The organism is Streptomyces sp. NPDC006197 (assembly GCF_040613865.1).
Lineage (GTDB): Bacteria > Actinomycetota > Actinomycetes > Streptomycetales > Streptomycetaceae > Streptomyces.
In genome coordinates this window covers 1-23983 of sequence record NZ_JBEXSZ010000129.1, presented here as the reverse complement: position 1 = coordinate 23983, position 23983 = coordinate 1, and the positions used below count along the sequence as shown (strand labels likewise).

24 protein-coding genes and 1 riboswitch are annotated in these 23983 nt (G+C 71.6%); of the genes, 11 read left to right on the top strand and 13 right to left on the bottom strand.

The features are described 5' to 3' along the window. Positions 1-163: 163 nt before the first annotated feature. Positions 164-583: a Fur family transcriptional regulator gene (locus ABZ318_RS30645; protein ID WP_356905700.1), complete on the bottom strand. Its 420-nt coding sequence runs from the start codon at positions 581-583 to the stop codon at positions 164-166. A gap of 149 nt (positions 584-732) precedes the next feature. On the opposite strand from ABZ318_RS30645, the gene ABZ318_RS30640 reads away from it, so the two are divergent. Beyond that, positions 733-2202: a catalase gene (locus ABZ318_RS30640; protein WP_356905699.1), complete on the top strand. Its 1470-nt coding sequence runs from the start codon at positions 733-735 to the stop codon at positions 2200-2202. A gap of 65 nt (positions 2203-2267) precedes the next feature. Here the strand turns inward: ABZ318_RS30640 and ABZ318_RS30635 are convergent, their stop codons facing one another. Beyond that, positions 2268-2660: a CBS domain-containing protein gene (locus ABZ318_RS30635; protein WP_356905698.1), complete on the bottom strand. Its 393-nt coding sequence runs from the start codon at positions 2658-2660 to the stop codon at positions 2268-2270. Positions 2661-2788: 128 nt separating this feature from the next. Next, the gene (gene hisN / locus ABZ318_RS30630) at positions 2789-3598 is read right to left on the bottom strand and encodes a histidinol-phosphatase (protein ID WP_356905697.1); all 810 of its coding nucleotides are present in this window, start codon (positions 3596-3598) and stop codon (positions 2789-2791) included. Between the two features lie 116 nt (positions 3599-3714). On the opposite strand from hisN, the gene ABZ318_RS30625 reads away from it, so the two are divergent. Then, positions 3715-4350: a TetR/AcrR family transcriptional regulator gene (locus ABZ318_RS30625; RefSeq protein ID WP_356905696.1), complete on the top strand. Its 636-nt coding sequence runs from the start codon at positions 3715-3717 to the stop codon at positions 4348-4350. On the opposite strand, the gene ABZ318_RS30620 is transcribed toward ABZ318_RS30625, so the two are convergent. The 4 genes from ABZ318_RS30620 to ABZ318_RS30605 form a co-directional block, all read right to left on the bottom strand. Further along, positions 4242-4565, bottom strand: a complete 324-nt coding sequence (locus ABZ318_RS30620; protein WP_356905695.1) for a multidrug efflux SMR transporter — start codon at positions 4563-4565, stop codon at positions 4242-4244. The two genes, ABZ318_RS30625 and ABZ318_RS30620, sit on opposite strands and share 109 nt — an antisense overlap. 92 nt (positions 4566-4657) lie before the next feature. Continuing rightward, positions 4658-5671 (bottom strand): ribosome small subunit-dependent GTPase A, encoded by a 1014-nt coding sequence (gene rsgA / locus ABZ318_RS30615; protein ID WP_356905694.1) that lies wholly within the window; start codon positions 5669-5671, stop codon positions 4658-4660. Positions 5672-5674: 3 nt separating this feature from the next. Then, on the bottom strand, positions 5675-7006 hold the full coding sequence (gene aroA / locus ABZ318_RS30610) for a 3-phosphoshikimate 1-carboxyvinyltransferase (RefSeq protein WP_356905693.1): 1332 nt from the start codon (positions 7004-7006) through the stop codon (positions 5675-5677). 20 nt (positions 7007-7026) lie between these two features. Further along, entirely contained in the window at positions 7027-7713 is a 687-nt protein-coding gene (locus tag ABZ318_RS30605) for a M50 family metallopeptidase (RefSeq protein WP_356905692.1), read from the bottom strand. Between the two features lie 50 nt (positions 7714-7763). On the opposite strand from ABZ318_RS30605, the gene ABZ318_RS30600 reads away from it, so the two are divergent. From ABZ318_RS30600 to def, 8 genes are all read left to right on the top strand, one after another. Continuing rightward, entirely contained in the window at positions 7764-8579 is an 816-nt protein-coding gene (locus ABZ318_RS30600; protein ID WP_356905691.1) for an SOS response-associated peptidase, read from the top strand. A gap of 33 nt (positions 8580-8612) precedes the next feature. After that, complete coding sequence (locus tag ABZ318_RS30595; protein WP_356905690.1) at positions 8613-9245, top strand: alpha/beta family hydrolase; 633 nt, start codon at positions 8613-8615, stop codon at positions 9243-9245. A gap of 242 nt (positions 9246-9487) precedes the next feature. Beyond that, positions 9488-10144 (top strand): sigma-70 family RNA polymerase sigma factor, encoded by a 657-nt coding sequence (locus ABZ318_RS30590; protein WP_030207302.1) that lies wholly within the window; start codon positions 9488-9490, stop codon positions 10142-10144. Beyond that, the gene (gene rsrA / locus ABZ318_RS30585; RefSeq protein ID WP_093874154.1) at positions 10141-10458 is read left to right on the top strand and encodes a mycothiol system anti-sigma-R factor; all 318 of its coding nucleotides are present in this window, start codon (positions 10141-10143) and stop codon (positions 10456-10458) included. Before ABZ318_RS30590 ends, rsrA begins: the two co-directional genes overlap by 4 nt. A 165-nt stretch (positions 10459-10623) precedes the next feature. Then, positions 10624-12132, top strand: coding sequence for an HD-GYP domain-containing protein (locus ABZ318_RS30580; protein WP_356905702.1), 1509 nt, complete (start codon positions 10624-10626; stop codon positions 12130-12132). Between the two features lie 44 nt (positions 12133-12176). After that, positions 12177-13448: an HD domain-containing protein gene (locus ABZ318_RS30575; protein ID WP_356905701.1), complete on the top strand. Its 1272-nt coding sequence runs from the start codon at positions 12177-12179 to the stop codon at positions 13446-13448. A 79-nt stretch (positions 13449-13527) separates the two neighbouring features. Further along, the gene (locus ABZ318_RS30570; protein WP_055600922.1) at positions 13528-14508 is read left to right on the top strand and encodes a hypothetical protein; all 981 of its coding nucleotides are present in this window, start codon (positions 13528-13530) and stop codon (positions 14506-14508) included. A 67-nt stretch (positions 14509-14575) separates the two neighbouring features. Continuing rightward, positions 14576-15208 (top strand): peptide deformylase, encoded by a 633-nt coding sequence (gene def / locus ABZ318_RS30565; RefSeq protein ID WP_356905689.1) that lies wholly within the window; start codon positions 14576-14578, stop codon positions 15206-15208. 63 nt (positions 15209-15271) lie between these two features. Here the strand turns inward: def and ABZ318_RS30560 are convergent, their stop codons facing one another. The 6 genes from ABZ318_RS30560 to ABZ318_RS30535 all read right to left on the bottom strand — a co-directional run bounded on the left by ABZ318_RS30560 (position 15272) and on the right by ABZ318_RS30535 (position 22331). Further along, on the bottom strand, positions 15272-16288 hold the full coding sequence (locus ABZ318_RS30560) for a ribonucleotide-diphosphate reductase subunit beta (protein WP_356905688.1): 1017 nt from the start codon (positions 16286-16288) through the stop codon (positions 15272-15274). Then, positions 16288-18687, bottom strand: coding sequence for a ribonucleoside-diphosphate reductase subunit alpha (locus ABZ318_RS30555; protein ID WP_356905687.1), 2400 nt, complete (start codon positions 18685-18687; stop codon positions 16288-16290). The genes ABZ318_RS30560 and ABZ318_RS30555 overlap by 1 nt, the downstream gene beginning before the upstream one ends. Positions 18688-18839: 152 nt before the next feature. Further along, positions 18840-18916, bottom strand: a riboswitch (cobalamin riboswitch). A gap of 79 nt (positions 18917-18995) precedes the next feature. Continuing rightward, positions 18996-19496 (bottom strand): GNAT family N-acetyltransferase, encoded by a 501-nt coding sequence (locus ABZ318_RS30550; protein WP_356905686.1) that lies wholly within the window; start codon positions 19494-19496, stop codon positions 18996-18998. 84 nt (positions 19497-19580) lie between these two features. Next, the gene (mctP, locus tag ABZ318_RS30545; protein ID WP_356905685.1) at positions 19581-21203 is read right to left on the bottom strand and encodes a monocarboxylate uptake permease MctP; all 1623 of its coding nucleotides are present in this window, start codon (positions 21201-21203) and stop codon (positions 19581-19583) included. Continuing rightward, entirely contained in the window at positions 21200-21454 is a 255-nt protein-coding gene (locus ABZ318_RS30540; RefSeq protein ID WP_356905684.1) for a DUF3311 domain-containing protein, read from the bottom strand. Before ABZ318_RS30540 ends, mctP begins: the two co-directional genes overlap by 4 nt. Positions 21455-21566: 112 nt before the next feature. Next, on the bottom strand, positions 21567-22331 hold the full coding sequence (locus tag ABZ318_RS30535) for a GntR family transcriptional regulator (protein ID WP_030688729.1): 765 nt from the start codon (positions 22329-22331) through the stop codon (positions 21567-21569). A 285-nt stretch (positions 22332-22616) separates the two neighbouring features. Here ABZ318_RS30535 and ABZ318_RS30530 point away from each other — a divergent pair, with 285 nt between their 5' ends. Continuing rightward, positions 22617-23909: an extracellular solute-binding protein gene (locus tag ABZ318_RS30530; RefSeq protein WP_356905683.1), complete on the top strand. Its 1293-nt coding sequence runs from the start codon at positions 22617-22619 to the stop codon at positions 23907-23909. Positions 23910-23983 lie beyond the last annotated feature (74 nt).

The following is a 23983-nucleotide window of genomic DNA, read 5'->3' as shown; positions in this document are numbered from 1 at the left end:
TCATAACCCAGAGGTCGCAGGTTCAAATCCTGTCCCCGCTACTCAGTAGCAACGAAGGCCCGGATCCAGTCACTGGATCCGGGCCTTCGTCGTGTATGCGCGATGCCCGAACGTGAAGGCGCGAAGAAGCCCCCGCCGGAGCGGGGGCTTCTTCGGTGCGTCGTCAGGCCGTCGTGGCGCAGCTCGGGCAGATGCCCCGGTAGGTGACCTCGACGTTCGAGATCGTGAAGCCGAAGCGCTCGGTGTCCGGGAGGTCCGCCAGCGGGTCGCCGGCCGGGTGCACGTCGCGGATCGCGCCGCAGCGGCCGCAGACCAGGTGCTGGTGGGGCCGGTGGGCGTTGGGGTCGTACCGCTTGGCGCGGCCGTCGGTCGCGACCTCGAGGACCTCGCCGAGGGTGACCATCTCGCCCAGCGTGTTGTACACGGTCGCGCGCGAGATCTCGGGCAGCTTCGTCACCGCGCGGGCGTGGACCTCGTCGGCGGTCAGGTGTACGTGATCCCCGTCGAGGACCTCGGCCACGACGCGGCGCTGCGCGGTCATCCGCCAGCCGCGTCCGCGCAGTCGTTCCAACAGGTCGCTCATGGGAGCCAGAGTAACAGCCGGGACCAAGATCCCGAACGGGTGTGACTTTAGACCTCTGCTTGACTTGGACTTTGTCCAATGTAGGATCGGAACCGGCATCGACCGGAGGCCCGTCCAAGGGCTCGGGCCGAGGGACAGGACTCGCAGGGATGACGCAGGAGGCGCACGTGACGCAGGGACCGCTCACCACGGAGGCCGGGGCTCCGGTCGCCGACAACCAGAACAGCGAGACCGCGGGCGTCGGCGGCCCGGTCCTGGTCCAGGACCAGCTCCTCCTGGAGAAGCTCGCCCACTTCAACCGCGAGCGCATCCCGGAGCGCGTGGTCCACGCGCGCGGCGCGGGCGCCTACGGCACCTTCACGGTGACCCGTGACGTCACGCGGTGGACGCGCGCCAAGTTCCTCTCCGAGGTCGGCAAGGAGACCGAGACCTTCCTGCGCTTCTCCACCGTCGCGGGCAACCTCGGCGCGGCGGACGCGGTGCGCGACCCCCGCGGCTGGGCGCTGAAGTTCTACACCGAAGAGGGCAACTACGACCTCGTCGGCAACAACACGCCGGTGTTCTTCATCCGGGACGCCATCAAGTTCCCCGACTTCATCCACACCCAGAAGCGCGACCCGTACACCGGCTCGCAGGAGGCGGACAACGTCTGGGACTTCTGGGGCCTCTCCCCGGAGTCGACCCACCAGGTCACCTGGCTCTTCGGCGACCGCGGCATCCCCGCCTCGTACCGCCACATGGACGGCTTCGGCTCGCACACGTTCCAGTGGAACAACGAGGCCGGCGAGGTCTTCTGGGTCAAGTACCACTTCAAGACCGACCAGGGCATCAAGAACCTCACCCAGGACGAGGCCAACCGCCTCGCGGGCGAGGACCCGGACTCGCACCAGCGCGACCTGCGCGAGGCCATCGAGCGCGGGGACTTCCCCACCTGGACCGTGCAGGTCCAGATCATGCCCGCGGCCGACGCGGCGAACTACCGCTTCAACCCGTTCGACCTCACCAAGGTGTGGCCGCACGCGGACTACCCGCCGATCGAGATCGGCAAGCTGGAGCTCAACCGCAACCCGGAGAACATCTTCGCCGAGGTCGAGCAGTCGATCTTCAGTCCCGCGCACTTCGTGCCGGGCATCGGCCCCTCCCCGGACAAGATGCTCCAGGGCCGCCTCTTCGCCTACGGCGACGCCCACCGCTACCGCGTCGGCATCAACGCCGACCACCTGCCGGTGAACCGCCCGCACGCCACCGAGGCGCGCACCCACTCGCGTGACGGCTTCCTCTACGACGGCCGCCACAAGGGCGCGAAGAACTACGAGCCGAACAGCTTCGGCGGCCCGCACCAGACGGACCGGCCGCTCTGGGCCGGCTCCCCGGTCACCGGCGTGACCGGCGACCACGCCGCCCCCTCGCACGCCGAGGACGACGACTTCGTGCAGGCGGGCGACCTCTACCGCCTGATGTCGGAGGACGAGAAGGGCCGTCTCGTGGGGAACCTGGCCGGCTTCATCGCCAAGGTCTCGCGTGACGACATCGCCGAGCGGGCGATCGACAACTTCCGCAAGGCGGACGGTGACTTCGGCAAGCGGCTGGAGGCCGCGGTCCAGGCCCTGCGTGGCTGAGGACGCTTGCCGTGGGTAGGGGGCGGGCCGGACTTCCGTACGGAGTCCGGCCCGCCCTCGCGTGCTCAGCCGGTGGCGACGCTGTGCACCGGGATCCAGCAGCGGATGATGTCGCGTACGGAGACGATGCCGACGGGGCCCCGGTCGTCGAGGACGACGAGGTGGCGGAAGCCGCCGCGCGTCATGGCCTCGGCCGCCTCCGCCAGGGTCCAGGTGGGCGCGGCGAAGACCACGTCACGGGTGGTGTGGGAGCCGGCGGCCTCCCGGTCGGGGTCCTGGTCCCTGGCCAGGGAGTTGAGGATGTCGCGCTCGGTGAGGATGCCGAGCCCGCCGGCGTCGGTGTCGAGGACGATCGCCGCGCCGACGTGGCGCGCCGACATCAGTCGGGCCGCCTGTCGGAGGGTGTGGGCTGGGCCGATGGTGAGGACCACGGTGCTCATGGCGTCACGGACGAGCATGGACGGAGCCACCTCCTTGGTGAGACCCCCACGAGAAAGAATTCACAAGTTCACAAGCGGGGGGACTCTCAGAGTTGCACCGGGGAGGTGGGTCGTAAAGGGGGCGCGCGAGGCGCCCCCGGGGAGCGTCAGGAGCGCTCGGTCTCCTGGTTCAGGTAGCTCAGCAGCTCGCCGTGGAGCAGACCGTTCGACGCGGCCGCGTTCCCGCTGTGCGGGCCGTGCCGGCCGTCCAGGCCCGTGTACGTGCCGCCGGCCTCCTGGACCACGATCGCGACCGCGGCCATGTCCCACAGCGACAGCTCCGGCTCCGCGCAGATGTCCACGGAACCCTCCGCGACCATCATGTACGGCCAGAAGTCGCCGTACGCCCGGGTCCGCCAGCACGCGCGCGTGAGGTCGAGGAAGCCGTCGAGGCGGCCCCGCTCCTCCCAGCCGCTCAGCGAGGAGTACGCGAAGGAGGCGTCCGACAGGGACGCGACCTTCGAGACGCCCAGCCGGGTCGCCGAGGACAGGCTGCGGCCCGTGTACGCGCCGAGCCCCTTCGCCGCCCACCAGCGCCGACCGAGCGCCGGGGCGGACACCACGCCCACCACCGGCTGGAAGCCGGTCTCCCCGGCCTCCATCAGCGCGATCAGGGTCGCCCAGACCGGCACCCCGCGCACGTAGTTCTTGGTGCCGTCGATCGGGTCGATCACCCAGCGGCGCGGGCCCGAGCCCTCCACGCCGTACTCCTCGCCGAGGATCGCGTCGCGCGGCCTGGCGCGCTGGAGCTGTCCGCGGATCAGCTCCTCCGCCGCCTTGTCGGCCTCGCTCACCGGCGTCATGTCCGGCTTCGTCTCGACCCGGAGGTCGAGCGCCTGGAAACGGTCCATGGTGGCCGCGTCGGCGGCATCCGCGAGGACGTGGGCGAGACGCAGATCATCGTGGTAGTCGGCCATGGTCGGCACTCTATCCCCGACGTGCGGACACGCGGCGAACCGTCCACCGCGGCCCCTTGACAGAGAGTGGGCGCCTGTCGACGCTGTGCGGAGAACCGTTCCCTCCGGAGGTGAGGATGGCGAACGCCCGCGAGGCCCTGCTCGACGCCGCACTCGCCGCGCTCACGCACCGTCCCTGGTCGACCGTGCGCATGGCCGACCTCGCGACCGCCGCCCGGGTCTCCCGGCAGACCCTCTACAACGAGTTCGGCAGCAAGGAGGGGCTCGCACGCGCCCTCGTACGCAGAGAGGCCGACTCCTACCTCCAGGGCGTCCGGCACCTGCTGGCCGCCCCCGCCCCGCCCGAGCGGAACCTCGTCGCCGTCGCCGAGTGGATCGTCACCCGCGCCGCCGTCCGCCCGATACTCCGGGCCCTGCTCACCGGCGCCTGGAACGAGCGGCTGCCCCAGCCCCGGCCGGCCCGGCCCGGCGCCCGTCCCGCCCCCGTCCCCGCCCAGCGGCGCGCCGACGCGGGACCGCCCGCGCCCGGCGAACTCGTGGCGGAGACCGCGGCCTGCGCGGGGGAGCGGTGGGCGGCCGGCTGCGAGCTCGCCGTACGGATCGCCCTCAGCCACGTCGTCGCACCGGCCCTGCCGGTGACCCCTCAGTGCGCGGACCCGGAGAGCTGGAGTCCGATGACCCCCACGATGACCAGGGTGATCGAGACGATCTTGAGCGTGGAGACCACGTCGCCGAGGAAGACCATCCCGTAGATCGCGGTCCCGGCCGCGCCGATCCCCGTCCACACCGCGTACGCCGGACCCACGTCGAGCTTCCGCAGCGCCAGGGTGAGGAGACCGAAGCTGCCCAGGGCGAAGGAGGCGAAGGCGATCGTCGGCCACAGCCGGGTGAAGCCGTGCGAGAGCTTCAGACAGACCGCGAAGCCCGTCTCCAGGACTCCCGCGATCACCACCAGCAGCCACGCCATCGTCAGTGCCTCCCACGCCTTCGGTGACCGCTTCGTCGCACTTGGTGCGATTATGTACTTACCGACGGCGACGGGACGTAAACGCCGGTGGCTCAGTCGCCCTCGCGTCGCTCCCGGGTCGCGAGCAGCCGCCGCAGCGAGACCAGCCGCGCCGGATCGGCGTGCCCCTCCGCCACGTACGCGTCGAGCCCGCAGTCCGGCTCGTCGTGGCTGCAGGCGCGCGGGCAGTTCTCCGTGCCCGGCACGAGATCGGGGAAGGCGAGGATCACCCGGGACGGGTCGACGTGGTTCAGCCCGAAGGAGCGCACGCCCGGGGTGTCGATGACCCAGCCGCCCTCCTTGTCGTTCAGCGGCAGCGCGAGCGCCGAGGTGGTGGTGTGCCGGCCGCGGCCCGTGACCGCGTTGACCACACCCGTGGTGCGCCGCCGGTCCGGCGGGACCAGCGCGTTCACCAGGGTCGTCTTGCCGACGCCGGAGTGGCCGACGAACGCGGTGGTGCGGCCCTTCAGGTGCTCGTGGACCCGCTCGGCCGCGACCCCGTCGACGAACTCCTCGCGGGTCGTCACCACATGGGGCACGCCCAGCGCGCCGTACATCTCCAGGAGCGCGTCCGGCGGGGCCAGGTCCGACTTGGTCAGGACGAGCAGCGGGGAGAGCCCGCCATCGTAGGCCGCCACCAGACAGCGGTCGATCAGCCGGGGGCGCGGCTCCGGATCGGCGAGCGCGGTGACGATCGCCAGCTGGTCGGCATTGGCGACGACCACCCGCTCGTACGGGTCGTCGTCGTCGGCCGTGCGGCGGAGCACCGAGCTGCGCTCGCCGATCCGCACGATCCGGGCCAGCGTGTCCTTCTCGCCGGAGAGGTCGCCGACCAGGGAGACGCGGTCGCCGACGACGGCGGCCTTGCGGCCCAGCTCGCGCGCCTTCATCGCCATCACGGTCCGGTCGTCCACCAGACAGGTGAGCCGGCCCCGGTCGACGGTGAGGACCATGCCCTCGACGGCGTCCTCGTGCTTCGGACGGATGCTGGTGCGGGGGCGGGTGCCCTTGCGGTTGGGCCGCTGGCGGATGTCGTCCTCGTCGGTGTGCTTGCCGTAGCGCCGCATGGTTCAGACCCCGAGCATTTCGGTCCACATCGTCGGGAAGTCCGGCAAGGTCTTCGCCGTCGTCGCCACGTCCTCGATCTCCACACCCTCGACCGCGAGGCCGATGATCGCGCCCGCCGTCGCCATGCGGTGGTCGTGGTACGTGTGGAAGACACCGCCGTGCAGCGGGCGCGGCCGGATGTGGAGGCCGTCCTCGGTCTCCGTCACGTCGCCGCCGAGCTCGTTGATCTCCTTGGTGAGCGCCGCGAGCCGGTCCGTCTCGTGCAGCCGCAGATGGGCCACCCCGCGCAGGGTCGACGGGGAGTCGGCGAGCGCCGCGACCGCCGCGATCCCGGGGGTCAGCTCGCCGACCTCGCCGAGGTCCACGTCGATGCCGTGGATCCGGCCCGTGCCGGTGAAGGTCAGGCCGGCGTCGGTGAGCTCGCAGGAGCCACCCATCTCGGTGAAGATCCGACGCAGCTCGTCCCCCGGTTGGGTGGTCCGCTCCGGCCAGTCGGGGATCGTCACCCGGCCGCCGGTCACCAGGGCCGCCGCCAGGAACGGCTGCGCGTTCGACAGGTCGGGCTCGACGACGAGGTCCCGGCCGCGCAGCCCGGTGGGCGTCACCCGCCACACGTTCGGGGCGCCGCCGTGCTCCGGCTCGTCGACCTGGGCGCCGACCGCGCGCAGCATGTCGACCGTCATCCGGATGTGGGGGAGCGAGGGGAGCCGACTGCCCACGTGCCGCACCTCGACGCCCTGGTTGAAGCGGGGCGCGGAGAGCAGCAGGGCGCTGACGAACTGGGAGGACGAGGAGGCGTCGATCTCGACGGCGCCGCCGTCCAGGCCGCCGGCGCCGTGCACGGTCATCGGGAGCGCGCCCCGGCCGTCGTCGTCGATCCGGGCGCCGAGCGCGCGCAGCGCGTCGATCACGCCGTGCAGCGGGCGCTCGTGGGAGCGGGGGTCGCCGTCGAAGCGCACCGGGCCGTCGGCGAGGGCCGCGACCGGGGGCAGGAAGCGCATGACCGTGCCCGCGTTGCCGACGTCGACGGTCGCGGGGCCGCGCAGACCGGCCGGGATGATCCGCCAGGCCTCGCCGGAGCCGTCGGGGCCCACCCCTTCCTCGATCTTCACGCCGAGGGTACGGAGCGCCTCGGCCATCAGGAGGGTGTCGCGGGAGCGCAGCGGGCGGCGCAGCCAGCCCGGCTCGGCGGCGAGCGCGGCGAGGACCAGGGCGCGGTTCGTGACCGACTTCGATCCGGGCACGGTGACGGTCGCGTCGACGGCGCCGCGGGCGTACGGGGCGGGCCAGAGGTCGGTGGGCGGGTCGGTGTGCGCGGAAGCTGCTGCGGTCATGGACTCACTGTACGGGGGAGTCAGATGCCCAGGAGCCAGCGCCCGCCGCCGATCAGGGCGGAGATCGCGACCGTGTGGAAGAAGAACAGCCACACGCCCGCGGGCACATGGGTGAGTCGCGACAGCTGGTCCGCGTCCGAGTCGGGAGCGCCGCCGCGGCGCCGCTTCGCCTGGAGCTCGAAGGCCGGGCGGACACCGCCGAGCAGCAGGAACCAGACCGCCGCGTACGCGAAGGTCGACTGGACGTCCGGCCCGGTCAGCCAGGAGACCAGGAGGAAGGCGGCGCCCGTCAGGACGACGGTGAGGATCCCGTACGCGTTGCGGACCATCACCAGCATCGCGAGCAGCAGGGCGGTCGCGATCCAGAGCAGCAGGGTGACGTGGCGGGTGCCGAGCAGGGCGGCGCCCCCGAGCCCGAGCAGCGGGGCCGCCGGATAGCCGACCGCGAGGGTGAGGACGACGCCGAGGCCGGTCGGGCGGCCCCGGGACACGGTCAGTCCGCTGGTGTCCGAGTGCAGCCGGATCGACTGCAGGCGGCGGCCGGTGGCGAGGGCGACGAGTCCGTGGCCGCCCTCGTGGGCGATGGTGATCGCGTTCCGGGCCGGGAGCCAGAGACGGCGGAAGACGACCAGGCTCAGTGCGCAGGCGGCGGTGAAGTAGACGATCCACGCGTCGGGAGCGGGCTGGGTGCCGAGGATCTCGGTCATTTGGCGGACTGCTCCTCGCTCGCGGTCGGGATCGTGGCAGTGTGGCACGTATGTGCGGACGGTTTGCATCGAGTCGGCGGCCCGAGGACCTCGTCGAGATCTTCGAGGTCGAGAAGTGGGAGCCGGAGGAGACCCTGGCCCCCGACTGGAACGTGGCCCCCACCAAAGAGGTCTGGGCCGTTCTGGAGCGTCCTGTGAAGGACGCCGGATCCCCGCGTCCGGTTCGCCAGCTGCGCGCGCTGAAATGGGGGCTCGTGCCGTCCTGGGCGAAGACGCCGGAGGGCGCCGCCCGGATGATCAACGCGCGCGCGGAGACGGTGGACGAGAAGCCCTCCTTCAAGCGGGCCTTCCAGTCACGCCGGTGCATCCTGCCCGCCGACGGCTACTACGAGTGGGTGACCGGGACCGCCGAGCGCGACCTGGAGGTCGAGGGCAAGAAGAAGCGGCCCCGGAAGCAGCCGTACTTCGTGACCCCGGCGGACGGCTCCGTCTTCGCGATGGCCGGGCTCTACGAGTTCTGGCGGGACCGCACCCGGCCCGACGGGGACCCCTCCGCGTGGTGGGTGACCTGCTCGGTGATCACCACCGAGGCCGAGACCGGACCGCTGGGCGTCGCCCCCGCCGAGGGCCCGCGCTCGCTCCACGACATCCACCCCCGGATGCCGCTGATGCTGACGGAGGACCGCTGGGACGCCTGGCTCGACCCGGCGCGCACCGACCCCGAGGAGCTGCGCGGACTCCTCGCCCCGCCGCCGGAGGGCCTGATGCGGGCCTACCCGGTCGCGACCGCCGTCAGCAACGTCCGCAACAACGGCCCCGAGCTCCTGGAGGAGTTGGCCGGACCGGAGGTCGGCACGCTGTTCTGACGCGCGGGCCGGGCCGCACGGCAGGATGGGGACGTGACACAGTACGAGACCGTCCCCACCGACGCCGGTGAGGCACGCATCACCTGGTACGCCGGGACGAAGCCCCGGGCCGTCCTCGCCCTCGGGCACGGCGCCGGCGGCGGCGTCGAGGCCCGCGACCTCCAGGCCCTCGCCGGGGCGCTGCCCGCGCACGGCGTGACCGTCGCCCTCGTCGAACAGCCCTGGCGGGTCGCCGGGAAGAAGGTCGCGCCCGCGCCGAAGACCCTCGACACCGGCTGGCGCGGCCTCTGGCCGTCCCTCGCGAAGCCCGGCCTCCCCGTCGTCGCGGGCGGCCGCAGCGCCGGCGCCCGGGTCGCCTGCCGGACCGGGCGGGAGCTCGGCGCGCTCGCCGTCCTCGCCCTGAGCTTCCCGCTCCACCCCCCGGGGAAGCCCGAGAAGACCCGCGCCGAGGAACTCCTCTCCACCGGCCTGCCCACCCTCGTCGTCCAGGGCGGCAACGACCCCTTCGGGAGGCCCGAGGAGTACCCGGAAGGCCCGTACGAGCTCGTGGAGGTCCCGTACGGGGACCACGGCTTCGCCGTCCCCAAGCGCGCGCCGCTGAGCCAGGACGAGGCCATGGCACGGCTCGTGGACGGGGTCCGGAACTGGATCTCCACCCTCCACTGACGCCCCGGGAATGCGGAGCGGGGGGCCGCTGTTGTGGAGAGCGTCGGTGTGAGAGCAAGGAAGAGGGAGTCCGTCGCATGGGTTCGACCATCTGCCCAGAGCGTGCGCAGGCCGCTGACCTCGCCTGGACGGTGCTGCCCGCTCCCAGGACCGCCCCGATTCGGGCGGCGGGCGGAGCGGTTCCTCGTCTATCCTCCGAAACGAGCGGGTCCGCCCTCGGGCTCGCCGCCGCGCTGGAGGAGGTGGGTCCGGTCACTGGGACCGACACAGGGACCGACGACGGCCCCGAGGAGACGACCGAGGAGCGCAACGCGCGCTTCGAACGGGACGCCCTCGGCTACCTCGACCAGATGTACTCGGCCGCGCTGCGCATGACGCGCAACCCCGCGGACGCGGAGGACCTGGTGCAGGAGACCTACGCCAAGGCGTACGGGTCGTTCCACCAGTTCCGCGAGGGCACGAACCTCAAGGCGTGGCTGTACCGCATCCTCACGAACACCTTCATCAACTCGTACCGCAAGAAGCAGCGCGAGCCCCAGCGCAGCGCCGCCGAGGAGATCGAGGACTGGCAGCTCGCCCGCGCCGAGTCGCACATGTCGACCGGCCTGCGGTCCGCCGAGTCGCAGGCGCTCGACCACCTCCCGGACTCCGACGTGAAGGAAGCGCTCCAGGCGATTCCCGAGGAGTTCCGCATCGCCGTCTATCTCGCCGATGTCGAGGGCTTTGCGTACAAGGAGATCGCGGACATCATGGGGACACCCATCGGTACGGTGATGTCCCGACTGCACCGGGGCCGCCGCCAGCTGCGCGGCATGCTCGAGGACTACGCTCGCGACCGCGGGCTGGTACCCGCGGGCGCCGGAGAGTCGTCGAACGATCTGAAAGGCTCGGGCTCATGAGCTGCGGAGAGCCGCACGAGACGGATTGCTCGGAAGTCCTGGATCATCTCTACGAGTTCCTCGACCATGAGATGCCCGACAGCGACTGCACCAAGTTCGAGGTGCACTTCGAGGAGTGCTCCCCGTGCCTGGAGAAGTACGGCCTGGAGCAGGCGGTGAAGAAGCTCGTCAAGCGCTGCTGCGGCAGTGACGACGTCCCCACCGACCTGCGCGCCAAGGTCATGGGCCGGATCGACCTGATCCGCGCCGGCCACCTGGTGCCCGAACAGGACATCACGGCGAGCGCCCCGACGACGCCGGCCCCGCAGGAGTAGCACCCCCTCCCGTACCAGGAGCCTCCCGTACCGGGAAACGAGGCCGTCGCGCACCGCTCGCGACGGCCTCACGCATATATCAGCTTGTATCACCCGATGGTGCGAATCACTCCGACCGCGCCGTCGCCGCCCGCCCGACTCGCTAGCGTGACAGGCGTGATGGGCGTGAAGGTCATTCCACGAGCGGCCCGCGTGTACATCGGCTGCGCCCTGCTCGGCGCGGGAGCGTGCGTCCTGCCCGCACTGCGCCCCGGCACGGCCGTCCCCTGGGGCACGGTCGGGCTCCTCGCCGCCCTGTACGCGCTCTGCGAGCTGCCCGCCCGCTGCCGGCTCATCGGCCGCGCCCTCGGCCGCTCCCTCCCCATGGGCACCGGCTCCTTCTTCCCCGTCCTCCTCGCCGCCGCCCTGCTCCTGCCGCCCGCCGCCGCCGCTCTCACCGCGATCCCCGGCAGCCTCCTCGCCCGCGTCGAGGAACCCCCCGCCGCACCCCGCCGCGCCTGGCGGGCCGCCGCCGCGGCCCTCGCCGTCTGGGCCGCCGCCCTGACCGCCGACGCCCTCGGCGCCCCCACCGCCCTCGGCCGGGGCCCGCACGCCCCCGACCTGCCCTACGCGCTGCTGCCCGCAGGCGCCGCCGCCCTCGTCTTCTGCCTGGTCCTCACCGCCCTCGACGGCGGCATCCGGGCCACCGCCTGCGGGCTCCCGCCCCGGGCCGCCTGGCGCGGCCTCCTCGGCCGCTCCCTCACCCCGCACACCGTCCACGGCCTCGCCGGACTGATGATGGCCGTCCTCTGGCGCAGCACGTACGGCCCCGTCGCGGCGCTCTTCGTGCTCCTCCCCATGTACATCTCCTGCTGGGTCTTCGCCCAGTACCACCGGGAGCGCGCCGCCCACCAGGCCACCATCCGCGCCCTCGTCCAGGCCGTCGACATCAAGGACCGCTACACCCGGGGCCACAGCGAACGCGTCGGCCAGGCCTCCGTCCTGATCGCCCGTGAGCTCGGCATGGCCGAGGACCGCCTCGACGTCGTCCGCTTCGCCGGCATCCTGCACGACGTGGGCAAACTCGGCGTGCCCACCCGGGTGCTCACCAAGGACGGACCCCTCACCCCCGAGGAACGCCGGGTCATCGAACTCCACCCCGAGTACGGCCACGAGATGGTCCGCGGCATCGGCTTCCTCGGCGAGGCGCGGGCCGCGATCCTCCACCACCACGAACGCATGGACGGCAGCGGCTATCCGTACGGGCTCCACGGGGAGCAGATCCCCGAGTTCGCCCGGGTCGTGGCCGTCGCCGACGCCTTCGACGCCATGACCTCCACCCGCTGCTACAGCCGGGCCCGCCCGGTGCCCACAGCCCTCGCCGAACTGGAGCGCTGCGCCGGCACCCAGTTCGACCCCCGGATGGTCACCGCCCTCGTCCAGGCCCTGGACCGGCACGGCTGGCAGCCCGCCGTCACCGCCGACGAGGCCCTGCCGGGCCCGTCCGGCGGAAACGTACCGCCACCGCGCGAAGTGGACCCGAAGCCGGCCGACGGCCCCGCGGGTCGGGTCGGCGCGAGCCCCGCGGGTCCGGTCGGAGAGGGGCCCGCGGAAGCCGCTGTGGTCGCGGACGGCGCCGCGAGCCGGGTCGGCGCGGACGCGTCCCCGGCCGGCAGGCCCAGGGAGCGCGCGTGAGGCTCCGTCCGCGCCCGCGGCCCGGCGCCGTCACCATCGGCGCCGTGCGCGGCGCCGCGCTCCTCCTCGGCCTCGCCTGCTTCGGCAGCACCCTCTGGTACGGCCTCGACGAACCAGGCAACGCCCTCGCCTTCGGCACCCTCATCGCCCTCGGCGAGCTCGCCCGCTGGGGCACCGCCCCCGGCGAGGGGGCGCACCCCGCGCTCGAAGAGCCACAGGGGAGCGAGCCCGCGCCCCTCGCCACCGCCGGAGCCCTCGCGTACGCCCTGCTCGGCACCAGCGCCGGCACCGCCACCACCCACGGCGTCCCGCAGACCGTCGCCGTCGTCGTCGCCGCGGGCCTCGCCGGGATCGTCCCGCACATCGCCCGCGGCCGCGGCCCCGGACTCGACCACCTCGCCCGCCGCGTCCTCACCGTCGGCTTCGCCGCGCTCTGCTTCCAGCCCCTCTACAACGCGGGCACCGTCACCGAGTACCTCGGCCAGGGCCCCGCGTACGCCCTCTTCCTGCTCCTCCTGCTCGTCCTGACCGCCCTGTGCGACGCCGTGCTCGCCGCCCTCCTGCTCCGCGCCCGCACCGGATTCCCGTACGGCCCCCTCCTGCGCGACGAACTCCGCGCCTTCCTCGGCATCGGCTCCGCCGTCTGCGCCACCGGCACCGTCATGGCACTCGGCGTCGCCGCCGCCGGACTCTGGGCACTGCCCGTGCTCGCCGTCCCGCTCCTGCTCACCCAGGTCTCCTTCCGGCGGTACGCGGCCGTGCGGACCGTCAACCGGCAGACCATCGCCTCCCTCGCCCGCGCCACCGAGATCGCCGGCTGCACCCCGCCCGGGCACGCCCGCCGGGTCGCCGCCCTCAGCGCGGCCGTCGGACGCGAGCTCGGCCTGTCCGGGGCCGAGCTCGCCGTCCTGGAGCACGCGGCGCTCATGCACGACATCGGCCAGCTCTCCCTCGTCGACCCGGTCGCGGGCGGCGCCACCGCCCTCCTCCCGGCCGAGGAGCAGCGCCGGATCGCCCTCCTGGGCGGCGAGGTCGTCCGCAGGACCGGGGTCCCCGAGGCCGTCGCCGTCGTCGTGGAGCGGCAGGCCGACCCGTACCGCGAGCAGCCGCTTCCCGCCCGGATCGTCCGTGCCGTGAACGCCTACGACGACCTCGTGGGCACCGGAACGGGCGAGGGCGCGGCCGCCGCGCTCGGGGCCCTGGAGCGGCTCAGGCTCGGCACCGCCCGCGACTATCACCCGGATGTCGTCGAATGCCTGGCCAGGGTCCTGGCACGGGGCGGAGCCGCTGGGGTGACCTCCGCGGTCCCTGGGTAACCCATGGGTAATGAGCGCGCGTCCGACCGGGCATGGTTGGATGCGAACAAGAGGGTGAAGCGACCGGCAGGCGGGAATCGTGAAGATCTTCGGGAAGGTACGGCATCGGCCCTCCGCCTCGTGGCGGCAGGCCACCGACCGCGCGTTCACGCTGATCGGCGACGGCCGGTACGAGGACGCGGGCGCACTGCTCACGCGCGCGGCGGATCTGGAGCCCTGGCTCTCGGAGTCCTGGTTCAATCTGGCGCTGCTGCACAAGTTCCGGCACGACTGGGAGCAGGCCCGGGCCGCCGGGCTGCGCGCGGTCGCGCTGCTCGACAAGGAGAGCGGCGCCCCCGACTGGTGGAACGTCGGCATCGCCGCCACCGCGCTCCAGGACTGGCCGCTGGCCCGCCGGGCCTGGCAGGCCTACGGACTGAAGGTGCCCGGCGCCGCCGCCGGCACCGGCGAGCCCGCCGGCATGGAGCTCGGCAGCGCCGCCGTCCGGCTCTCGCCCGAGGGCGAGGCGGAGGTCGTGTGGGGCCGCCGGCTCGACCCGGCCCGGATCGAGGTCCTCTCCATCCCGCTGCCCTCCTCCGGCCGCCGCTGGGGCGAGGTCGTCCTCCACGACGGCGTGCCCAACGGCGAGCGGACCACCACCGCCGGCCCCTCCTACCCCGTCTTCGACGAGATCGAGCTGTGGGCGCCCTCGCCCGTCCCCACCTGGGTGGTGCTCCTGGAGGCGGCCACCGAGGCCGACCGGGACGCCCTGGAACAGCTCGCCGCCGAGGCCGGTTTCGCCGCCGAGGACTGGTCGTCCTCCGTGCGGCTGCTCTGCCGTGCCTGCTCGGAGTCGACCATGCCGAGCGCCGAGGGCGAGGGCGAGCACTCCGACCCGCACGACCACAGCGAGCCGGGCCACCCGGGCCCGCTCGGCCACCGCTCGCCCGGCGAGCTGTGGGTGCCCGAGCGCGAGTGCGGCATCGCGGCCCCGGCGGGCCTGGTGCGGGGCCTCCTCGACGGCTGGGTCGCGGACAGCCCGGACAGCCGCGAGTGGCGCGATCTGGAAGAGGTCTGCTGAGCGTTCGCTCCGGGGCCCGTAGGCTGTCCTCCGACGGAATCGGGTTTTCAGAAGGGCGCGGCCTGACATGGCGCAGCAGGAGACGGACGAGCAGACGATCAACGACGGCTTCGTCGTGGACACGGAGGACTGCGAGGAGCGCGAGCGTGCCCACCGCGAGCGCGGCACGTCCCGGCCCATCACGGTCGTCGGCAACCCCGTGCTCCACCGGGAGTGCAAGGACGTCACCGAGTTCGACGAGGAACTCGCGCAGCTGATCGACGACATGTTCGCCAGCCAGCGCACCGCCGAGGGCGTCGGCCTGGCCGCGAACCAGATCGGTGTGGACCTGAAGGTCTTCGTCTACGACTGCATGGACGACGAGGGCGTCCGGCACGTCGGCCACGTGGTCAACCCGGTCCTCCAGGAGCTGCCGGCCGATCAGCGCGTCCTCGACGAGTCCAACGAGGGCTGCCTCTCGGTGCCGACCGCCTACGCCGAGCTGGCCCGCCCGGACTACGCCGTGGTGCACGGCCAGGACTCCCAGGGCAACCCGATCAAGGTGCGCGGCACCGGCTACTTCGCCCGCTGCCTCCAGCACGAGACGGACCACCTGTACGGCTTCCTGTACATCGACAAGCTGTCGAAGCGCGACCGCAAGGACGCCCTGCGCCAGATGGCCGAGGGCACCCCGCGCTACCCGGTCGTCGCGAACGACTGACTCCTCGTACGTACGGCGAAGGGCCCCGCACTCCGAGGAGTGCGGGGCCCTTCGCCGTACCGGCTAGAAGTCCTCGTCCAGGTCCACCGAGCCCTCGACCGCCACCTGGTAGGCGGACGGGCGGCGCTCGAAGAAGTTGGTCAGCTCCTGGACGCCCTGGAGCTCCATGAACGCGAACGGGTTCTCCGAGCCGTACACCGGCGGGAAGCCGAGGCGCTGGAGGCGCTGGTCGGCGACGCACTGGAGGTACTCGCGCATCGACTCGGTGTTCATGCCCGGCAGGCCGTCGCCGCACAGGTCGCGGCCGAACTGCAGCTCCGCCTCGACGGCCTCCTTCAGCATGTCCGTGACCTGCTGCCGGAGCGCGTCGTCGAAGAGCTCCGGCTCCTCCTTGCGGACGGTGTCCACGACCTCGAAGGCGAAGTTCATGTGCATCGTCTCGTCCCGGAACACCCAGTTGGTGCCGGTCGCCAGGCCGTGCAGCAGGCCGCGGGAGCGGAACCAGTAGACGTAGGCGAAGGCGCCGTAGAAGAACAGGCCCTCGATGCACGCCGCGAAGCAGATCAGGTTCAGCAGGAAGCGGCGGCGGTCGGCGGCCGTCTCCAGCTTCTCGATCTTCTCGACCGAGTCCATCCACTTGAAGCAGAACTGCGCCTTCTCGCGGATGGAGGGGATGTTCTCGACGGCGTCGAACGCGGCGGCGCGGTCGTCCGGGTCGGGCAGGTAGGTGTCGAGCAGCGTCAGGTAGAACTGGACGTGCACCGCTTCCTCGAAGAGCTGACGGCTCAGGTACAGCCGCGCCTCCGGGGAGTTGATGTGCTTGTAGAGCGTCAGGACCAGGTTGTTCGCCACGATCGAGTCGCCCGTCGCGAAGAACGCGACCAGCCGGCCGATCATGTGCTGCTCACCGGGGGTGAGCTTGGCGAGGTCGGCGACGTCCGAGTGGAGGTCGACCTCCTCCACGGTCCAGGTGTTCTTGATGGCGTCCCGGTAGCGCTCGTAGAAGTCCGGGTAGCGCATGGGACGGAGCGTGAGCTCGAAGCCCGGGTCCAGGAGGTTCTTCTTCTCGGTGGAGCTCATTACTGGCAGGCCTCGCAGGACTCGGGGTTCTCAAGGGAGCAGGCGATCGCGTCCGCGTCGGGGGTCGCCTGCTGGACGGGGATCGGGGCGGCGGCGGTCGTCGTGGCCTGGGCCGCGCGGGCGATCCGGGTGGCCGGGCGGGAGCGCAGGTAGTACGTCGTCTTCAGGCCCTGCTTCCAGGCGTACGCGTACATCGACGACAGCTTGCCGATCGTCGGCGTCTCCATGAACAGGTTCAGGGACTGGCTCTGGTCGAGGAAGGGGGTCCTCGCCGCCGCCATGTCGATGAGGCCGCGCTGCGGGATCTCCCAGGCCGTGCGGTACAGCTCGCGCACCTCGGCGGGGACCCAGGTGAAGCCGGCCACCGAGCCGTTGGAGTCGCGCAGCGCCTCGCGGGTCTGCGCGTCCCACACGCCGAGCCTCTTCAGCTCGTCGACGAGGTACGAGTTGACCTGGAGGAACTCGCCGGACAGCGTCTCGCGCTTGAACAGGTTGGAGACCTGCGGCTCGATGCACTCGTAGACGCCGGCGATCGAGGCGATGGTCGCCGTCGGCGCGATGGCGAGGAGGAGGGAGTTGCGCATGCCGACGGCGGCGATCCGCTCGCGCAGCGCGGCCCAGCGCTCCGGCCAGTTCAGCTCGACGCCGAAGTGGTCGGGGTGCAGGACGCCCTGGGCGGTGCGGGTCTCGGCCCAGGCCGGCAGCGGGCCGTTGCGCTCGGCGAGGTCGGCGGAGGCCTCGTACGCGGCGAGCATGATCCGCTCGGCGATACGGGTGGACAGCGCGCGTGCCTCGGGGGAGTCGAACGGCAGCTTCAGCTGGAAGAAGACGTCCTGGAGGCCCATCGCGCCCAGGCCCACCGGACGCCACTTGGAGTTGGAGCGGCCGGCCTGCTCGGTCGGGTAGAAGTTGATGTCGACGACCCGGTCGAGGAAGGTGACGGCCGTGCGGACGGTCGCGTCGAGCCGGTCCCAGTCGAGGTCCGAACCGACCACGAAGGCGCCCAGGTTGACCGAGCCGAGGTTGCACACCGCGGTCTCGTCGTCGTTGGTGACCTCGATGATCTCGGTGCACAGGTTCGAGGAGTGCACCACGCGACCGGGCAGGGCGGTCTGGTTCGCGGTCCGGTTGGAGGCGTCCTTGAAGGTCATCCAGCCGTTGCCGGTCTGGGCCAGGGTCCGCATCATCCGGCCGTACAGGTCGCGGGCCGGCATCGTCTTGCGGGCCAGGCCCGCCGCCTCGGCCTTGCGGTAGGCGGCGTCGAACTCCTCGCCGTACAGGTCGACCAGCTCGGGCACGTCCGCCGGGGAGAACAGCGACCACTCGGCGTCGGCGTTGACCCGGCGCATGAACTCGTCCGGGACCCAGTGCGCCAGGTTCAGGTTGTGCGTGCGGCGCTGGTCCTCGCCCGTGTTGTCGCGGAGCTCCAGGAACTCCTCGATGTCCGCGTGCCAGGTCTCCAGGTAGACCGCGGCGGCGCCCTTGCGGCGGCCGCCCTGGTTCACGGCGGCGACGGAGGCGTCGAGCGTCTTCAGGAACGGCACGATGCCGTTGGAGTGCCCGTTGGTGCCGCGGATCAGCGAACCGCGGGCGCGGATGCGGGAGTACGACAGCCCGATGCCGCCCGCGTGCTTCGAGAGGCGCGCGACCTGGTGGTAGCGGTCGTAGATGGAGTCCAGCTCGTCCTGCGGGGAGTCGAGCAGGTAGCAGGAGGACATCTGCGGGTGGCGGGTGCCGGAGTTGAAGAGCGTGGGGGAGGACGGCAGGTACTCCAGACGGCTCATCAGGCCGTACAGCGCGGTCACCTCGTCGAGGGCGCGGACGCTGCCGGTCTTTGAATCATCGGAAGCAGTCTCGGCGAGGCCGCAGGCGACGCGCAGCATGAAGTGCTGCGGGGTCTCGATCACCTTGCGGGTGATCGGGTGGCGCAGCAGGTAGCGCGAGTAGAGGGTGCGCAGACCGAAGTAGCCGAAGCGGTCGTCGCCGGCCGCGTCGATCGTGGCGTCGAGCCGCGCGGCGTGCAGGGCGACGAACTCGGCGGTGCGGTCGGCGATGAGGCCCTCGCGGTGACCGACGGCGACGGAGGCCGAGAAGGAGACGGCGCCCTGGCCGGCCGCCTCGTCGGCGATGGTGAGGGTGAGGAGCCGGGCGGCGAGCCGGGAGTACGCCGGGTCCTCGGCGATCAGGCCGGCGGCCGCCTCGGTGGCCAGCTCGCGCAGCTCCGCCTCGTCCGACGTGGCGCTGCGGCCACGGAGGGCGGCGGCGGCGACCTTGCCGGGGTCGGTGTCGGGGAGATCGGCGGTGAGGTCGGTCAGGGTCCGCAGCAGCACGGTCCCGGGGCCGTCGCTCTCGACCGCGGAAGCCTCGGCCGAAGCCGGATCGGCGGGCGCGATGGTCACGTGGGGGCTCTCCCTCGCTCGGCGGGGCGCGCGGGCGGGGAGGCGGGCAGGCGGGCACCCGTACGCGCGGGCGCGCCGCGTCCACCAACCCACTCCGCGAGGCCCGGACGTCTGTGGCACCCGGAACGGACGGACCGGGCGCGCTGCCGGAAGGTCTTCGGACTCACCGCGTACGAAACCGCACGAAGCACACCGTTGCGGGACAGTTCCGGATTCGCGCCGGATTCCCCTGCGTCGACAGCGAGGACGAGCATACATGTGGGGGGCGCCCCTCGTGGCACCCCCCACATGTTGTGTCGGTCCCGGGGCTACAGCTCCAGGGCGTACGTCCGCAGCGAGTGGCCGGGGATGGGCTCCCAATCCCGTTCGGGGGTGCGGACGAAGCCCATCCGCTCGTAGATCCGGTGCGCCGAGACCATCGTGGCGTCCGTGGAGAGCACGAGCCGCGCGCACCCCGTCAGGGCCCGCGCGCGGTCCTCGCAGGCGCGTACGAGGGCTTCTCCGACGCCCCTGCCGCGGGCCGCCGGCGCGACGACGAGCATGCGGAACTCGGCCTCGCCGGGGACGGCGATGTCCGCCCAGGCGGTGCCGCCCTCCGCGAAGGTCACCCCGCCGATGACGGTGCCGTCCGCGTCGGCGGCGACGAGCACCTCGCTCTCGCGCGCCCGCCGGGCCGTGTCACGGAGCACCGCCAGGTAGAAGTCGTCCTCGCCGTGCAGCAGCAGACCGTCGTTCAGATAGGTCAGCCCGGTGAGGTCACCGAGCTCCTCGTACTCCTCGGGCCGTACCGCCCTGATCGTGAAGTCCATGCGCCCCAGTCTGCCGGGCGGTCACGCGAAGGGGCCCGGGGCCTCCTGGTGGGAGGTCCCGGGCCCCTGCGGGGTGTTCCGCGGTCAGTGCGTTGCGGCGCCGACCGTCGGGAGCTCCTTGACGCCCGCGTCGCCCGCGTCCGCCGTGTAGTCCTCCGGGGAGGTCTCGTCGACGCCCTCGGAGGCCTTGACGGCCTTGAGGACGAAGGTCAGGACGACCGTGACGACGACGTTGAGCACGAAGGCGGTGAGGCCGATGTAGCCGATCTCGCCGATGCCGGGGATCTCGGCGGCCGAGCCGCCGAAGTGCTTCTGGGTCGGGCTGGCCACGCCGTACGCGGCGGCCGTGCCGTAGACCATGCCGACGGCCCAGCCGGCGAGCAGCGCCCAGCGGTGGAACCAGCGGGTGAACAGGCCGCCGACGAGCGACGGGAAGGTCTGCAGGATCCAGATGCCGCCGAGCAGCTGGAAGTTGATCGCGACCGTCTTGTCCATGGTGAGGACGAAGACGAGCGCGCCGACCTTCACCAGGAGGGAGACCAGCTTGGAGACCTTGGTCTCCTGGGCCGGGGTGGCGTCCTTCTTGATGAAGTCCTTGTAGATGTTGCGGGTGAAGAGGTTGGCCGCGGCGATCGACATGATCGCGGCCGGGACGAGCGCGCCGATGCCGATCGCGGCGAACGCGACGCCCGCGAACCAGTCCGGGAACATGGTCTCGAAGAGCTGCGGGATGGCGAGCTGGCCGTTCTTGACCTTGATGCCGGCGGCGATCGCCATGAAGCCGAGCAGCGCGAGCAGGCCCAGCATCAGCGAGTACAGCGGCAGGATCGTGGTGTTGCGGCGGATGACGTTCCGGCTCCGGGACGACAGCGTCGCCGTGATGGAGTGCGGGTACATGAAGAGCGCGAGGGCCGAGCCGAGCGCGAGCGTCGCGTACGTCCACTGGCCCGCCTCACCGGGGGCGAGCGCGCCGCGCGGCTTGCCGGTCGCCGGGTTGGTCTGCGCGAACGCCTCGCCCGCCTTGGCGAAGATCTCGTCGAAGCCGCCGAGCTTGATCGGGATGTAGATGATCGCCACCGCGATGACGATGTAGATCAGCGTGTCCTTGACGAAGGCGATGAGCGCCGGGGCGCGCAGGCCGGAGGAGTACGTGTACGCGGCCAGCACGCCGAAGGCGATGAGCAGCGGCAGGTCCTTGACGAACCAGTGGGTGTCCTCGCCGCCGCCGACGCCCATCACGTCCAGGACGGCCTGGATGCCGACGAGCTGGAGCGCGATGTACGGCATGGTGGCGAGGATGCCGGTGACCGCCACCGCGAGCGACAGGCCCTTGGAACCGAAACGGCCGCGCACGAAGTCGGAGGTGGTGACGTAGCCGTGCTTGTGCGAGACCGACCAGAGGCGCGGCAGGAAGGTGAAGATCAGCGGGTACACCAGGATCGTGTACGGGACGGCGAAGAAGCCGGCCGCGCCCGCCGCGTAGATGGCCGCGGGGACGGCGACGAAGGTGTACGCCGTGTAGAGGTCGCCGCCGAGCAGGAACCAGGTGACCCAGGTGCCGAACGACCGTCCGCCCAGGCCCCATTCGTCGAGGCTGTGCTCGTTCTCGGCCCTGCGCCAGCGCGAGGCCAGGAAGCCCATGACCGTGACGGCCAGGAAGAAGAAGACGAAGACGCCGAGCGCCACGCCGTTCACGCCGTCCTTCATCGCGCGTCACCTCCCTTGCGGGCACGCTGGTCCAGCTGCCACAGCTTGTACGCGATCATGGTGAGCGCCGTGGAGATCAGCACCCAGAGCATCTGGTACCAGTAGAAGAACGGGATGCCGGCGAACGCCGGCTCCACCTTCGCGTAGGAGCTCACCCAGAGCATCGCGACGAACGGCGCGAAGAGGCAGAGCGCGATCACCACTCTCACCGGCGTGACGACCGGTTGTTTCCCTTGTGTCGGTTCTGACATGGCGAAACCGTCCCCTCACTGATCACCTCGTAATGCCGAGGAAATCTAGGGGACGGCTTCGCTGTTAGGAACCCCTGTCCGTATAACGGATCAACCGTCAGTCGTGGGCGGCTCAGCCGTTGGGGCGCTGGAGGCGCGCCACGAACTTGTACCGGTCGCCGCGGTAGACGGACCGCACCCACTCCACCGGCTCTCCCTGGGCGTCCAGGGAGTGGCGGGAGAGCATCAGCATCGGCAGGCCCACGTCCGTGCCGAGCAGCCCGGCCTCGCGCGGGGTGGCGAGGGAGGTCTCGATGGTCTCCTCGGCCTCGGCGAGGTGCACGTCGTAGACCTCGGCGAGCGCCGTGTAGAGCGAGGTGTACTTCACCAGCGAGCGGCGCAGCGCGGGGAAGCGCTTCGCCGACAGGTGGGTGGTCTCGATCGCCATCGGCTCGCCGCTCGCGAGGCGCAGGCGCTCGATGCGGAGCACCCGGCCGCCGGCCGAGATGTCGAGCAGCCCGGCGAGGGTGTCGTCGGCCGTGACGTACCCGATGTCGAGGAGCTGCGAGGTGGGCTCCAGGCCCTGGGCGCGCATGTCCTCCGTGTAGGAGGTGAGTTGCAGGGCCTGCGAGACCTTGGGCTTGGCCACGAAGGTGCCCTTGCCCTGGATGCGCTCCAGCCGGCCCTCGACGACCAGCTCCTGGAGCGCCTGGCGCACGGTGGTGCGCGAGGTGTCGAACTCGGCGGCGAGCGTGCGCTCCGGCGGGACCGGCGTGCCGGGCGGCAGGGTCTCCGTCATGTCGAGCAGGTGCCGCTTCAGTCGGTAGTACTTGGGCACGCGCGCGGTGCGGGTCGGTGCCCCGCTCTCTGTCTCCGTACTGCCCGCGTCCGTGGCCATGGCCTGCCTTCCCGAGTCCTGTGCTGCTGCCGTCACCGGCTCCTCCGTCTGTCGCGGCTCACATGGTGGCACGGACCGGTCACGGGTCGTCGCCCTCCCTCAGGTGTCGGTCCGATAACGGACGCGACTGCCCTTCTTATACACCCTTGACACCCCTAAAGGTCTAGGCCAAGCTCCCGGTACTGGTCTAAACCATTAAAGACCAGGTCCCAGCCCCACGAGCATTACCTGACGTATGTCTTCGCGCGGTGGGCAGGGGTTGCAGGCATCCCTGAGGAGGGTGGCGTGAAGCGCAAGCTCATCGCGGCGATCGGCGTCGCGGGCATGATGGTCTCCATCGCCGCGTGTGGCTCGGAGAGCGACAGCGGCAAGGACGGCGGCAAGGGGACCGGGGGCGACAAGACCCTGACCGTCTGGGTCATGGACGGGTCCGCGCCGGACGCCTGGATGGCCGAGGTGAACAAGGCCTTCGAGGCCAAGCACCCCGGCGTCAAGGTCAAGGTCGAGAAGCAGATCTGGAACGGCATCCAGGAGAAGGTCACCACCGCCCTCTCCGAGGACACCCCGCCGGACGTCCTGGAGCTCGGCAACACGCAGACCGCCGGCTACGCGGTCACCGGCGGCCTCGCGGACCTCTCCGGCGACAAGGCCAAGCTCGGCTACGACGCCTGGAACAAGGGCATGGTCGCCTCCAACGAGCTGGACGGCAAGCTCTACTCCGCCCCCTGGTACGCCGCCAACCGCGTCGTCGTCTACGACAAGGCCGCCTTCAAGAAGGCCGGCGTCACCCCGCCGAAGACCCGCGCCGAGTGGATCGACGGCCTGAAGAAGCTCAAGGCGTCCGACCCCAAGTCGCAGGCCATCTACCTGCCGGGTCAGTCCTGGTACATCCTCGCCGGCCTCATCTGGGACGAGGGCAGTGACCTGGCGGTCAAGGACGGCGACAAGTGGAAGGGCAACCTGTCCTCCCCCGAGGCCGTCAGCGCCATGAACTTCTACAAGGAGCTGGCGTCCTACTCGACCGCTCCGAAGGACAAGGACGAGGCGACCCCCCAGCAGTCCACCGACATCGTCCCCAAGGGCGGCGTGGCGTCCTGGATCGGCCTCGGCTGGGAGGCCGGCGGCGCGATCGACGCCATGAAGAAGGCCGGCAAGACCGCCGACTTCGGCTACTTCCCGATCCCGGGCAAGACCGCCGACAAGCCGGGCTCCGTCTTCCTCGGCGGCTCGAACCTCGCCATCGCCGAGCGCTCCAAGAACAAGGACCTCGCGAAGGAGTGGCTGGCCCTCGCCGCCGGCAAGGAGTTCATGACGAAGTACGCCGCCGCCACCGAGGGCGCGCTGCTTCCCAACACCGACTCCGCGCAGTTCAAGCCCGCCGCGGGCTCCTTCGCCGAGGCCATGGCGGCCTCCTCCGTCTCCGGCAAGGTCACCCCGGTCACCCCGGGCTGGGCGAACGTCGAGACCGCCCCGAACCCGATCAAGGACTACATGACCAAGGTCCTGAAGGGCGAGGACGCCAAGAAGGCCGGCGAGGCGGCCGACAAGGTCATCGACGAGCGCATCAACCAGCAGTAATCCGTAGCCCCGGTGGTGCGGCGGCGGGCAGCAGCGTGGAGGCGCTCAGGGCGCGGGCGCTGAGCGCGAAGGCG